This is a genomic window from Anaerotruncus massiliensis (ex Togo et al. 2026), assembly GCF_900199635.1.
Taxonomy (GTDB): Bacteria; Bacillota; Clostridia; order Oscillospirales; family Ruminococcaceae; genus Anaerotruncus; species Anaerotruncus massiliensis.
On record NZ_LT962686.1, the window covers coordinates 78839 to 93209 of the forward strand.

Consider the following 14371-nt stretch of genomic DNA (forward strand, 5'->3'; position numbering starts at 1 on the left):
GCCCCCCTCCATGGGCCACCCCCTGATTTTCTGCACGCACGAGCGGCCGCCCCTGCGGGCGGCCGCCTGTTTTTTCCTCGATTTCAATACATAAGGTATAATGGCTGCACAGAAATTACAATTCGGTAACATTTTAGAGATAGAAGTTACAAATTGGTTACAAAATTGCTTGACTTTTCCTCCTGACTGCTCTATACTAGGATTCAACAGGGAAATGGCTGGAGAGTGTTTCCTGTGTTAAAACTGAAATTCAAAATTTAGGAGGAGATTTACCGATGAAAAAGTTACTGGCGGTCGTTCTGGCTGCGGTCATGGCTCTTTCTCTCGGCGTTGTTGCGTTCGCGGCTGAGTACGATGCGACCTATACCTACGATGTTAAGGATGGCTCGAAAACCGCGAAAAATGAAATTTATCCGGATGATTCCGTTTACCTGAAGCTGAACGGTATCAAGGTTGATGTTCCGCAGATTGCGGATCCCAGCCGGACCACGGCGGTTACTCTGAACGAAAAAGATTTCACTGATGGTGATCTGTGGAAAGTCAAGTTCGACAAGGGCGGCGACAACTCCAAGATGATCGCTAAGATCAGCCTGTCCGAGAAGAACTACGGCGGCGATCGCGGCCCGTGGGTCAAGATCGAGACCAAGGCGGACTACACCACCGACGAGTTCAAGATCAAACCGTCCATGACTCTGACGGCGAAAGATGACATCACCATTGGCGGTGTTGTCCGCTTCGTGAAGGGCGACAAGATCAATGTTGACTTCGGCACGATCTACATCTCCAACGATGAGGATCCCGCTGATCAGGACTATGCGGCCGGCACCGGCGGCGTTGTTCTGAAGCCCACCAAGAACGACGACAACGAGATCACCTGGGAAGATGAGCAGAACACCATCGCCGTCCTGAAGTTCATGGGCGACGACAACCAGACCAAGTTCTTCCCGAAGCTGTCCACCAAGTGGGAAGATGCGGACTATGCGGAGTACTTCGCTGATCAGGACGCGTTCATCTTCAACTTCAAGGGTTCTGTCGCTGGCGAGACCAAGATCTCCTCCACCAGCCGCGCGACCCTCGAGCTCTACAATCCGTACTATGATTCCGACGAGGACGAGTACACCGTTGATCCTGAGAACTGCATCGTTTATCAGGTGCAGGAAGATGGGACCATGGCTGAAGCCGCGTTCAAAGTTGTTGAGAACGAGGACGGCGATATGGTCTTCCAGACCAAGACCCGTGAGCTCGGCATCTACATCATTGCTGAGAAGCCCTACACCACCGCTGTGGAAGACGTTGAGACTCCCGACGATGGCAAGGCGATCCCGGACACTGGCATCTGGGCCTAATTCATCAATCTGATTTCTTAAAATCTTATTGATCCACAACCCCGCGAGCGACTCTCCACGCTCGCGGGGTATTTTTATATTCCGCGATCGGTGGCCACCGGGTAGGGGCACACGGGGGAGGGTCGCTGACCCTCCGCCCGTGAGGCGCACGCGCTTTGGCTTGTCCAAACGCGAGGGCATCCACGGGCTGGGGCCGTGGATGCCGTGCGCCTGGGACTCTTCACGCTCGCGGGGTTATTTTATGCAAAAATGGCTGAATATAAATGATTTACAATAAATGGAAAAATAATTACAATCAGGTAACAAAAATTTTTGAAAAGTTACAAATTGGTTACAAAAACGCTTGACATTGGCAGCGGCACACGCTATAATTGGAAACAGTTAAGGGAGCGGTTGGAGGACCCTCTCTCAACATGGCATTTTAAAACTGATTTTTAAGGAGGAAACTTACCAATGAAAAAGGTACTTTCTTTGGTGCTGGCGCTGGCTTGCGTGCTGAGCCTCTCGGCCGTTGCGTTTGCCGCAGATGCGGTTGACCCTGCGAAAGTGTATAATGGGGATGGCGAAGAGGTCAGCGATATCAGCGTTGCTGCAAACGTAATCAAGGGCGATCCCGTCGAGCCCGCTTCGACTTTCTATGTCCCGATTTCTCCGGCAATGGACACCCAGATTAAAGACGGTGATGATGTTGATTTTACCGTTGAGGATCTGGTTGACACCAAAAACTTTAAGTTCGATGTTGATAAGGATGCTGGCTCTAAGCTGATTTCCAAGATTTCCGTCGTTGACGACAAGAAGCTGGGCAGCATGGAGCGTACTGCTTACCTGAAGTTCGAGTTGAAAGATGTCACCGACACCGATGAGCATAAGTCCACCGGTACGATCACCTTCAAGGCGAAGAACTACAAGCTGGCTGGCTGCAAACCCGGCTCCAAGACTGAGAGCAGCGGTGCGAATGATGCCAAGTGGACTGATAACTATGAGGTTACTTTCAAGTACAACCTCTGGATCAGCAACGAGAAAAAGGGCAACGATGATAACCCGGACGTCGGCGACCGCGTCTACATGGATCCCGACAAAAATGACACCAACACCCTGATCTGGGGCGACGACCGCGCGGCCCTCAAGTTCGAGGCTGACGACGATGCGAAGAAGTTCTATGCGCGTCTGTCCACCTCCAACATGAGCGACATCTATGCCGAGTACGGCGATCCCGTCGACGCCGACCTGTGGTTCTATGACTTTGTCGGTCATCCGACCGTTCCCGCGACCTCCAAGGCGACCCTGACCCTCGGTATTCCGTGGGATGACGACGACGACTACACCCCCGATCCGGAAAACTGCTTCATTTATGAGCTGGATGCCGACGGCTATCTGACCGACGTCACCTCCAAGTTCACCTACTCCGAGGACGACGAGGAGATTCCAGGCTGGTCCATCCGCACCCGTCAGCTGGGCACCTACATCGTCTCCGACACCGAGCTCGATGTGACCGTTGACGAGCCGGAGACCTCCGAGCCCGCCGATGTTGAGACCCCGACCAACAATGGCAAGGACATCCCGAACACCGGTTCCAGCGACATGGTCAACGTGGCTCTCGTAGCCGCCGTTGTTTCCCTGGCTGCTGCTGGCGCTGTTGCGTTCCGCAAAGTGAAATAATCTGACCCGTCAGATATTTTCGACAGAGAGATAAAATGATCCCCGCCGGCTGCCTCCACAGCCGGCGGGATAATTTTTGCCCCGCCTTTCCGCCGCGCGGGGCGGTTGACAAACCCGCCAAAAAATGCTATCATAAATCCACTGTGCAGGTATGGTGTAATGGCAACACTTCTGCTTCCCAAGCAGACAACGCGGGTTCGATCCCCGTTACCTGCTCCAAAGAAAAAGGCCGCCGTGTGGCGGCCTTTTTTCTTTGGCAAGCATAACGAGGGATCGAACAGGCCGGCGCGCCGCAGCGCGCGAAAAACAGCCCGGTGGGCTGTTTTTCAGGCCGCGGGTAGATCCCCGTTACCTGCTCCACCAGCGTGACGCTGGACCCCGTTCGCAATGGGGCCCGGCGTTTTTGTTTGCGCGGATGCGCGGTAACGTTTTTGCCGTCGGGACGCGGCGGCCTTTTTCTTTGGCAAGCATAACGAGGGATCGAACAGGCCGGCACGCCGCAGCGCGCGAAAAACAGACCGGTGGGCTGTTTTTCAGGTTGCGGGTAGATCCCCGTTGCCTGCTCCAAACCCCCGTTTAAGCAAATTTGCTTAAACGGGGGTTTTTCATCGCATAAAATCCCAAAAACTCCGCCCCTGCGAACGGGAAGGGGCTTTTTTACATTTCCGCCGCCCGCCTGTTTTTCCCTGTCGAAAAATATGGTATACTGGAGATGCACGAATCCGTCCTGAATTTGCCACTGATTGGACGGAAGGCCGCGGGCGGAAAACAACGCCCGGCGGGCGTTCGCGCGAAGGCCGTGCCTTCGCGCGCGGGCGGCGGGGCCGCCCGGTTTTCCGCCCCGCCCCGCGGCGGGCGCCCGGGAGAAACGTTACCGCGCGGCCAAAAGCCCCGCCGCATGCCGCGCGCCTGTTCTATGGCGCGGCGGCCGGCCTGAACCAAACGCTTTGAAGGGGTCCGGGGAAACTTTCTCGAAAGTTCCCCCGGAAAGAAGGGGTCCGGGGAAGCTTTCTCGAAAGCTCCCCCGGAAAGGAGGTACTCCAATGAAACAGAAGAGATGGCTGATCCCGGCGATCGTCGGCGTCATCATCCTGGCGGCGGCGGGGGCGGCGTTTCTGCTCTCGCGGCCGACGGGGGACATGGTGATGGCGTCGGTGGAGATCGGCGCGACCCAGAAGACCGAGCTGGGGCTCGCGGCGGACAGCTCCTTTACGATCACGACGGGCTGGCGGGTGTCGCAGGACGAGCTGCGCGCGATGCTGGACATCGAGCCGGACATCGGCGACTATACGATCGGCGGAAGCGGCAGAAACTGGACGCTGGTGCCTGGCGTGCCGCTCATGGACAACACCGTCTATACGATCCGCGTGATCAACCCGGCGACAAAGGCGGTGGTGCAGTCGTTCGCCTTCCAGACGAAGAGCGACCTCGCGGTGAGCGGGGTCTACCCGCGCGACGGCGCGAGCTATGTGCCGCTCGAGGCGGGGATCGAGTTCACCTTCAATGCGCCGGGCGTGAACCTGAAGGATTTTTTCGAGATCAAGCCGGAGACGGCAGGCAGCTTTGAGACGAACGACTACACCGTCATCTTCCGCCCGGCGGAACCGCTCTCGCCCGACAGCATCTACCGGGTGACCGTCAAGGCGGGGCTGACCGCGCCGGGCGGCATGAGCCTCAAGGAGGACCTCCACTTTTCCTTCGAGACGACGGGGGAGGAGGCCGACCGCTGGGACTACATGCGCCTGCGGCTGGCGGGGGATTACGCCGAAACCTTCCTGCCCGGCGATCCGCTGTCGGTGGCGCTCTACGCGGGCGACGACATGACCGGGCTGCCCTTCGACGTCTCGCTGCACCGCTACGCGGACATCAGCGGCTTCATCAAGGAGCAGCGGGACCGCGACGCGTTCTACGCCGAACGGTATGGGGAAAAGACCGACTATGTGGCCAACACGACCGGTCTGGAGGAGACCGCCTCCTTCACGGGCGAGCTTTTGCCGGCGGACGAATACGGCGGCGAGCTCTACGCGCCGCTTCCGGACGACCTCGAGGAGGGCTGCTACATCGCGACGGTCTCGGGCAAGGACCGGGAGGGCAACGAGCAGTTTGTCCAGAAGCTCCTCCAGGTCTGCAACCTGAGCGTCTATGTCCAGTCGTCCGACGGGGACACCCTCGTGTGGGTGAACGACCCGGTCACGGGCGGGCCGCTTTCGGGCGCGGTGCTCGAGTGGGAGGACGCGGAGAGCGGCCAGACCCGCACCGCCACGACGATGGCGGACGGCACCGCCCGCGTCATGACCGGCGAGACGGAGGACGCCTATCTGTCGGTCATCCGGGACGCGCGGACGGTCTACTTTGAAAAGGCTTCCCTCTCGGCGCGGGAGGACACGCCGCTCAACGAGCGGTTCTATACCGCGCTCTACACCGACCGCGAGATCTACCAGCCGGACGACGCTGTCCGGTTCTGGGGCGTGGTCAAGCCGCGCACGGGCGTGCAGGGGCTGCCGCAGGCGGTGTGGGCGACGCTCGGGCAGTACGGCCCCGAATCGGAGATCACCCGCGTGCGGGTCCCGGTGGCGGCGGACGGCACCTTTGAGGGGAGCATGTCCCTGCAGGGGATCCGGCAGGACTGGTACGCCTTCTCAGTCACCGACGGGGACGAGGGGGTCTACACCTCCAAGGGCTTTTCGATCGAGCGTTACCAGAAGCCCGCCTACCGGATCACCGTCACGCCCGACAAGGACTGGTACTATGCGACCGATCCGGTCACCTTCACGATTGAGGCGAGCTACTACGACGGGACCCCGCTTTCGGGCGGGGAGCTCACCTTCAGCGGTAACTATATGGGAAGCGCCGGCCCCGACGGGCCCGGCCGGACGGCCATCCGGCTCGACGAGCAGGGCCGCGCCACCCACACGACCAGGCTGAACCTCGCCCAGATGCGCCAGGACCGGCAGTCGGCGCTCGGCTGGACGCCCCAGTCCCTCTGGTACACGGTGGACAATTCGGGCAGGGAGGACGGCGGCTACTTCTATGAGTCGGGCTCGATCACCGTGCTGCCCTCGCGGATCGCGGCCAGGACCGAACGCGACAAGGCCACCGGCGACGTCACGGTGCGGACCGCGTCGCTCGATCCCTCCAAGCTCTTCCAGGGCGGCGCCGCCCGTCCGCTCGCCCGCGCCGTCTACGAGGACGAGTTCGACCGGCTGGCGGGGGTTTCCGCCGACCTGCCCGTCACCCTGACGGTGTATGAGATCAGCTACACCAGGGTCCCCACGAGCAGCTATTACGACTACGTCAACAAGCGCACCGTCACCAGCTACCGCTACGAGCGCGCCGAACGGGTGGTGGACACCCTGCGCGGCGGCACGTCGGGCGGCGGCGCGGTCTTCACCGGGCTTTCCGCCTACGCCGACGGCGACGAGACCTTCTACTGGTTCGAGGCGCAGTTCGACGGCGGCGTCATCGGCACGGTGGCGGACAGCCTCCACGGCAGGACGCCCTACCCGCGCGCGGACGGCCTCGTGAGCTACACCTTTGTGGACGGAAGCGACCCGCACGCCAACGACCCGGCGGACGTCGGGGATCCGATCACGCTGGGGCTCTACGCCAACGGCGTGAAAACGGAGAACCGGGGCCGCATCCTCTACACCGCCATGCAGCGCAAGGCGTTTGAGGCGGGGGTCACCGACGGGGACGAGATCACCCTGACGATGAAGGAGGATTACCTCCCCAACGTCTATTTCGCGGGCGCGTATTTCGACGGGCGGCACGTCTACCCGATCGACCCGCACAACGTCTCCTACGACTACAGCGGCAGGGAGCTCACCCTGACGGTCACGCCCGACAGGGAGGCCTATCGGCCGGGCGATACGGCGGAGATCACCCTCGCGGCCGTGGACGCCGCCGGGAACCCCGTCTCCGGCTCGGCCGTCGTCGGGGTCGTGGACGAGGCGGTCTTCGCGCTGGGAAGCCAGACGGTCGACCTGGCGGGCCAGCTCTACGGGAGCATCTACCACCCCTATGTGCGGCAGGCGGTCTCCTACCGCGCCTACGACGAGAGCGGCAAGGCGATCCCCAACACCGCGGGGGCCGAAGGGGCCGCGGACACGGGCGGCGGCGGGGCCGGCGCCTACCTGCGCAGGGAGTTCCTCGACACCGCCGCCTTCCAGACGGCGCAGCTCGGCGCGGACGGAAAGGCGGTCCTCTCGGTCAAGCTGCCCGACAATGTGACCTCCTGGCGGGTCACCGCGCTGGCGGTCACCCCCGACCTCAAGGCGGGCAGCGTCGCCTCCCGGGCGGTGGCGACACAGCCCTTCTACCTGAACGCCGTCGTGACCGACAGCTACCTCGCGGGGGACGACCTCTCGATGTCGGTGACCGCGGCGGGCACCGGCATCCAGTCGGGGGACGCCGTCTCCTACACGGCGGTCATCCTTGATGGGACGGGCGCGGAGGTCGACCGGCTGACCGGCGCCGGCCGCGCGTCCGATCACACCCCCTTCAACTTCGGCAAGTACGAGGCGGGCGGCTATGCGGTCCGCTTTGAGGCGGCCTGCGGCGCCCACTCCGACGCGCTCCAGAAGGAGTTCTCGGTCGTGGAGGAGGGGCTCGCCGTCCCGGTCGTCAGGAACCTTCCGCTCTCCGAGGTCGGCTCGCTGGAGCCGGCGCGCTACCCGGTGAAGCTCACCGTTTACGACGAGCGGATGAAAGCCTATATGGAGGGCCTCCAGCGGCTGTCCGCCCAGGACGGGGAGCGCACCGAGCTGCTGGTCGCGGCCTACCGCGCCCGCGTCGCGGCAAACGAGCTGCTCGACCCGGAGGACCGGGAGACCGTCCGCAAGGATTACCGGCTCGAATCGCTCCAGGAGGACGGCGGCGTCAAGCTGCTGCCGCTCGCGGAGGGGGACGCGGCCGTGACGGCCAAGATGCTCGTCGTGGCCCCCGAGCTGATCAACAAGGCGGACGCCGTCGCGTTCCTGCGCGGCAAGCTCGCGGACGCCTCCTCCACCCCCGACGAGCGCGTGATGTCCTACCTCGGGCTCGCGGCGGCCGGGGAGCCGGTGCTGCTCGACATCACCCGCATGCTCGAGCGGGAGGGGGACTCCCTCACCCCCGCGCAGAAGCTCTACCTCGGGGCGGGGCTGGCGCAGCTCGGCGACTTTACCGGCGCGGACGCGGTCTATGAATCGCTCGGCGGGCAGCTCGTCAGCGAGGGCGCGGTCAAATACGTCGAGGCGGGCGGTTCGCTCGACGACCGCATCCAAAACACGGCGGCGGCGCTGCTGCTCACCTCGGTGTCCTCCCATCCCGACGCCGGCCCGCTCATGCGCTTCTTAAACGGCGCGGACACCGACCGCGCCCGGTCGGAGGTGCTCCCGAACCTCGAGCAGCTCGCCTACCTCGAGCACTTCAAGCTCCCGGCGGGGGAGAGCGCGGCGAAGTTCAGCGTGACGCAGAACGGCGAGCGGCGGGAGATCTCCCTTTCGGGCAGGGGCTGCAAATCCTTCTCGCTGAGCGCGCAGGCGCTCGCGGAGGCGGATTTTTCGGGGAGCAAGGAGCTCTATGCCTGCGCCGCCTATACCGCGCATACCGCGGACGCGGGCGCCGCGACGAGCAGGCTCAAAGTCGAAAAGACCTACACTCCGGTCGGCGCGGATTCCCTCGAGCGCGCGGGCACCGCGCGGGTCGACATCCGCGTCACCTTCGCGCCCGACGCGCCCGACGGCTGCTACACGGTCTCCGACCTCATCCCGGCGGGGATGCGCTACCTGCCCGCCCAGAGCTACCAGGATGCGAACGGTTGGATGTGGGGCGGCGTGGAAAACGAGGCCCAGACGGTCAGCGGCTACATCTACCGCGACCGCGGGAGCTGGGAGCGGGAGCAGCGGGAGCAGCGGGAGCTGGCGGCCGAGGAGGCCGACCCGGATTTCTTTGCCGAGGAGCCGGTGGCGGACGACGGCGCCCGGGGGAAGGTCATCCCTCCGAGCGACGGCGTAACGGACGGGGGCGGCCCCGACGCGGACGGCCCCGACGTCTACACCCTGAGCTACTATGTCAGCATGCCGCTGTCCGGGAAATTCGTCTCGGAGAGCGTCTATGTCACGCCGCACACCGAGGGCCTCATGGCCAAATCGGCGCGCGGGACGATCGAGATCCGGTAAACCGGGAAACCGACGGCGGGGCCGGGGCACGCCCCGGCCCCGCCGCTTCGGCTTCCCCTGTCAGAGAGGAAGGAGCGGGTGATTGTGAGAAAGGCGGTTTGTATCCTGTGCGCCGCGCTGCTGGCGGCGCAGCTCGCCGCGTGCGGCGCGCCGGCGGAGCCGGCGGCCGAGGTTTCCAGCGTGCCCGAGGCGTCCAGCGCGCCCGAGGTTTCCAGCGTGCCCGAGGCGTCCAGCGCGCCCGAGGCGTCCAGCGCGCCCGAGGCGTCCAGCGCGCCCGAGGTTTCCAGCGTGCCTGAGGTTTCCAGCGCGCCCGAGGTTTCCAGCGTGCCCGAGGTTTCCAGCGCGCCTGAAGGTTCCGGCGCCGCAGCCGTTCCCGCGGCGGAGGCCTCGAGCGCCCCGGAAGCCGCGCCCGTGAGCGAAGCCGCCGAACCGGCGGGCAGCGGGGAGGAGACGGACGAGGAGGCCGAATGGCTGCTCGACCGCGCCAAGCGGGAGATCCGGAAATACGGCTATCAAGTGGTGGACGGCGACGACTTCAAGAGCACCTTCCTGAAGGTGAAGGTCGACGCGGGCGACCGCCGCGCCGGGCTGCGCGCGATCATCAACGAGCTGACGATGCAGTCGATGCGCAGCGCCCTGCCCGCGCCCACCAACCCGATCACCGGGGAGGACATCGAGACGGAGGAGGCGCCGACCGAGGTGCAGGTCTCGATTAAGAAGTCGGGCAGCTCCTACACGATCTACTATAAGTACCGGAAGTAGCCGGGGAACTCCCCGCGTGAAAAAGAAAAGAGGCGGCCGCCCATCCGGGCGGCCGCCTCTTTTTATTTCTCGACGAGCATCCAGACGAGCGCCGCCTCCGCGGCGCCGTCGTTGAAGCTGCTGTGCGTCTCCCCGGCGGGGATGAAGGTCGCCATGCCTGCCGACGCGGTGTGCACCACGCCGCCGGCCTCGCACTTGACCGTCCCCGAGAGGATGAAGGAGTATTCGTCGCCCGTGTGGGCGGCGGGGGGCACCACCGTTCCGGGCGGGAAGACGGCGTACCCCATCGTCACCCCCGCGCCCGCCGGGATTTCGCCGCCCAGCAGGTCGGTCATGGCCACGCCGTCGGCGCGCACCACCGGGGGGATCGCGTTTTTGTCGCGTACCAGCATCCTTGCGCCTCCTTTTAACGGCGGAGCCCGGCGACCGCGAAGGTCCGCGGATCGACGAGCACGCCGTAGTCCTCCCTGGCCTGCTCCACGGTGATGTAGCCGTTTTTCACGTCCCACGCCACCTTTTCCGGGTCGCGCTTCATCGGGTCGCCGTAGCCGCCGCCCGTGCAGGTGACCATGTAGGCCACGTCGTTTTTGCCCAGCACCGTGCGCGCCACGATGCCGAACGGCCCCTCCACCGAGCCGTCCGCCCGGTGGAACTCGAAGTAGTTGTAGGAGCCGTCGCCGCCGCCCGCCGCGCCCCACGCGGGGTACTTGTTGCGGCCGAAGGAGGCGGTGAAGAGCTGCCCGTCGGTCAGGGCGCGGTAGGCGCGCACCGCGCCGCTGCCGCCGCGGTATTCGCCCGCACCCGCGCCGTCGGTGTGCAGGGAGTATTCGTCAATCATGATGCCGTAACGGTTTTCCGCCATCTCGACGGGGACGTTGTAGGTCTCGCCGTCGCCCACGCAGAACTGGCCGACCTCGCCGTCCTTGCCGCGGCTCGCGCCCCAGCCGCCGCCCGTCGGCTCGACGATGAGGAAGGGCTCGCCCGTCTTGTGGTGGAGGCCCGCCAGCACGACCGAGCAGACGGAGAGCATGTGCCCCGCGCCGAGGAACTCGGGGAAGATGGGGGCGAGGGCCTTCCAGACCACGTCGGAGGAATAGATCATGCTTTCAAAGTAGCAGGAGGTGGGGGCGGGGCTGTGGCAGCGCAGGACGGAGCCGTCCTCCGCGATGACCCGCATGGGGCGGAAGACGCCGTCGTTGACGGCCAAGCTCGGGTTGAGGATGGACATATAGACCACCTTGACCCCCGCGCAGAGGGAGCTGTAGCCGGTGTTGATGGGGCTGGCCACCTGCGGGCTGCTGCCGGTGAAGTCGGCGAGGAACTCGTCGTCGGTGATCGTGATCTTCACCTTGATTTTGACGGGGTTGCCGTGCCCGTCGTCGTCCATGAACTCCTCCATCTCCCAGACGCCGTTGGGCATCTCGGCCAGACGCTTGCGGGCGACGATCTCGCCCTGGTCGAGCAGCCGCTTCATCGAACCCCGGACCACCTCGACGCCGTATTTGGAGCAGAGCTCGCCGATACGGCGGTAGCCGGTGCGCAGCGAGGCGATCTGGCCCCACATGTCGCCCTCCGAGGCGGCGGGGAAGCGGACGTTCGATTTGATCATGTCGGCGAGCTGGGCGCAGAGCTCCCCGCCGTCGACCAGCTTGACGCCCGAAAAGCGCAGGCCCTCCTGGAAGACCTCGGTGGAGTCGGTCGTAAAGGAGCCGGAGGCCATGCCGCCGATGTCCGACCAGTGGGCCTTGTTGCCCACGAAGGCGACGATCTCGCCGTCGTAGAAGACGGGCATGACCATGCCGATGTCGGACAGGTGGGTGCCGCCGCCCATGTAGGGGTCGTTGATGAGGTAGACGTCGCCCGGCTTCATCTGCTCCTTGCCGAATTTTTGGACGATCTCCTGGATCATCGGGGCGATCAGCCCGATGAAGGCGCAGGCGCCGTTGCCCTGGGTGAGCAGGCTGCCGTCCGCGTCGGCGATGCCGCTCGCGTAGTCGAGCGTCTCGTAGATGATGGGGCTCATCGAGGTGCGCGCGAACGCGTAGAACACCTCGTTGCTGACCGCGATCAGCGAATCCTTGACGATATCCAGCGTCACGGGATCGATCTTCATTGCCATCACTCCCGCACCTCCGTTTCAATGATCAGGTTGCCGTAGCCGTCCACCGTGAGGGACTGCCCGGGGCAGACGACGGTCGAGGCGGTGACCTCCTCGACGATCGCCGGGCCGGAGACCGCCGCGCCCGCGCCGAGCTTCTCCCGGTCGTAGATGGGGGTGTCCTGCCAGCCCTCGTCGGTGAAGTAGACGGGGCGGGTCTCCTTGACCGCGCCGGAAACCGGGCCCCGCTGCGGGTCGATCCGGTGCAGCTCGGGCTTCTGGAGCCTGCCGTAGGCCACGAGATGCAAATTCACGATCTCGGTGGGGGTGTCGGGCAGACGGTAGGTGTAGAAATGCTCGTGCGTCTCGTGGAAGCGGGCCACGATCTCCGCCTTGACCTCGTCGGTCCAGGGGACGGGGGGCACGTGCACCTTGACGGTGTGCTCCTGCCCCATGTAGCGCATGTCCGCGATGAAGCTGTAGACGATCTGCCCGTCGGGGACTCCCTCCTGGGCGAACTGGGCCCGGGCCTGGGAGACCAGGCCGTCCCACATGGCGTTGAGCTCGGAGAGCGCGACCTCGTTCATGCGGCAGATCTTCGTCTGGATGTAGTCGTGGCGCAGGTCGGTCATGAGCATCCCCCACGCGGAAAAGACCGACGCCGCCACCGGCACGATCACCTTGCGCACGTTGAGCTCCCGCGCGAGGTAGGCGCAGTGCATCGGGCCGCCGCCGCCGAAGGCGACCATCGCGAAGTCGCGCGGGTCGTAGCCCCGGCGCACCGAGATGAGCTTGAGGGCGTTGAACATGTTGGAGTCGGCCACGCGGATGATGCTCATCGCGGCCTCCTCGGCGGTCATGCCGAAGGCGTCGCCCACCTTCTCCCGGACGGCGCGGCGCACGCTCTCGAGATCGACCTCGTTGTCAAAGTTTTTGGCGGACAGCCGCCCGGTGAGCAGGCAGGCGTCGGTGGTGGTGGGTTCGGTTCCGCCCTTGCCGTAGGCCACGGGGCCGGGCAGCGCGCCCGCCGACTGCGGCCCCACCTTGAGGGAGCCGGCCTCGTCGATCCAGGCGATCGAGCCGCCGCCGTTGCCGATCTCGACGATGTCCACGACGGGCGCCATGATCGGGTAGCCCGCGTAGCTGTCGGTGCGCTCGATGCGGTATTCGGTCGTGACCTTCACCTCGCCGTCGTCGATCAGCGAGCATTTGGCGGTGGTGCCGCCCACGTCAAAGGCGATGATGTTCTTTTCCCCCACCGCCTGCCCGAGGATCGCCGCGCCGAACACGCCCGCGACCGGCCCCGACTCCACCATGTTGATGGGGGTGCGGCGGGCCTGCGCGAAGGTGGTGGTGCCGCCGTTGGACTGCATGATGTACCGTTCCCCGGCGCAGCCGATCTCGTCGAGGCGGCTTTCCAGATGGTTCAGGTAGGAGGCCGCCACCGGCATGACGTAGGAGTTGAGCGCCACGGTGGAGGTGCGCTCATATTCGCGCCATTCCTTGGTGACCTCGATGGAGGAGGTGACGAACACCTCCGGCCAGAGCTTCTTGACCAGCGCGACCGTCTGGCGCTCATGCGCGTCGTTGGCGTAGGAATTGATGTAGCAGACGGCGACCGCCTCGACCCCCTCGGCCTTGAAGAAGGCGACCGCCTCCTCGACGTCCCGCTCGCACAGGGGCGTCAGCACGCTGCCGTCGAAGGCGACCCGTTCGGCCACCTCCCGGCGCAGGTAGCGCGGGATGAAGGGGCGGGGCTTGGCAAACACGAGGTTGAAGAGGTCGGGCCGGTTGCAGCGCGCGATCTCGAGAACGTCGCGGAACCCCTTCGTCGTCAGCAGGGCGGTCTTCGCGCCCTTGCGCTCGGTGAGCGCGTTGATGATCGTCGTGGTGCCGTGGATGAACGCCTCGACGCCCCTGGGGTCGACGCCGCTCTTTTCGATGACGTGGATGACCCCCTCCTCGAAGCTGGGGGGCGTGGTATGGCTCTTGGCCAGGTAGACCTCGCCGCCCTTCCCGACGGCGACCAGGTCGGTAAAGGTCCCGCCGATGTCTGTTGCTACTCGCATGTGACCACCCTTCCATATGCGGCGGAGCGCCGCAGTTATGGTTCCATTATACGATATTTGTCCGCGCGGGGGAAGGGCTATTTGACGCTTTACCGCAGAAAATTCACCGCGTTTTTTGGCGCGGAGGGGGAGACGGAGACGGAAAACGGCGCCCCTTCGGGGCGCCCGCGCGCCAGGCGCGTGCGCGCGGCTGCGCCGCGCGGTTTTCCGCCCCCCGCGCCGCGCCCCGCCCCACGGACAATACCCGGAGGTGAGGGCGCGCGCCCGCCTGAACCG

The 14371-nt window shown here is 64.6% G+C and carries 7 protein-coding genes and 1 tRNA gene; 5 read left to right on the forward strand and 3 right to left on the reverse strand.

Annotated features, from left to right (window positions below):
• Positions 1–275 precede the first annotated feature (275 nt).
• The 5 genes from C1A13_RS00490 to C1A13_RS14750 all read left to right on the forward strand — a co-directional run bounded on the left by C1A13_RS00490 (position 276) and on the right by C1A13_RS14750 (position 9928).
• Positions 276–1346 (forward strand): acid shock protein, encoded by a 1071-nt coding sequence (locus tag C1A13_RS00490; RefSeq protein ID WP_101548089.1) that lies wholly within the window; start codon positions 276–278, stop codon positions 1344–1346.
• Positions 1347–1799: 453 nt separating this feature from the next.
• Positions 1800–3005 (forward strand): LPXTG cell wall anchor domain-containing protein, encoded by a 1206-nt coding sequence (locus tag C1A13_RS00495; RefSeq protein ID WP_101548091.1) that lies wholly within the window; start codon positions 1800–1802, stop codon positions 3003–3005.
• A gap of 145 nt (positions 3006–3150) precedes the next feature.
• Positions 3151–3224: transfer RNA gene (locus C1A13_RS00500), tRNA-Gly, on the forward strand.
• A gap of 824 nt (positions 3225–4048) precedes the next feature.
• Positions 4049–9166: an Ig-like domain-containing protein gene (locus C1A13_RS00505; protein ID WP_101548093.1), complete on the forward strand. Its 5118-nt coding sequence runs from the start codon at positions 4049–4051 to the stop codon at positions 9164–9166.
• 84 nt (positions 9167–9250) lie between these two features.
• A complete protein-coding gene (locus tag C1A13_RS14750; protein ID WP_172439104.1) occupies positions 9251–9928 on the forward strand; it encodes a hypothetical protein in 678 nt (225 codons plus the stop codon).
• Positions 9929–9990: 62 nt separating this feature from the next.
• Here the strand turns inward: C1A13_RS14750 and C1A13_RS00520 are convergent, their stop codons facing one another.
• From C1A13_RS00520 to C1A13_RS00530, 3 genes are read right to left on the reverse strand one after another with little or no spacing between them, the layout of a single operon-like run.
• Positions 9991–10320 carry a cupin domain-containing protein gene (locus tag C1A13_RS00520; RefSeq protein ID WP_101548099.1) on the reverse strand — a complete coding sequence of 110 codons (330 nt, stop codon included), beginning with the start codon at positions 10318–10320 and terminating at the stop codon, positions 9991–9993.
• Positions 10321–10334: 14 nt separating this feature from the next.
• Positions 10335–12041 (reverse strand): hydantoinase B/oxoprolinase family protein, encoded by a 1707-nt coding sequence (locus C1A13_RS00525; protein WP_242970787.1) that lies wholly within the window; start codon positions 12039–12041, stop codon positions 10335–10337.
• Between the two features lie 5 nt (positions 12042–12046).
• Positions 12047–14095, reverse strand: a complete 2049-nt coding sequence (locus tag C1A13_RS00530; RefSeq protein ID WP_101548103.1) for a hydantoinase/oxoprolinase family protein — start codon at positions 14093–14095, stop codon at positions 12047–12049.
• Between the last annotated feature and the right edge of the window lie 276 nt (positions 14096–14371).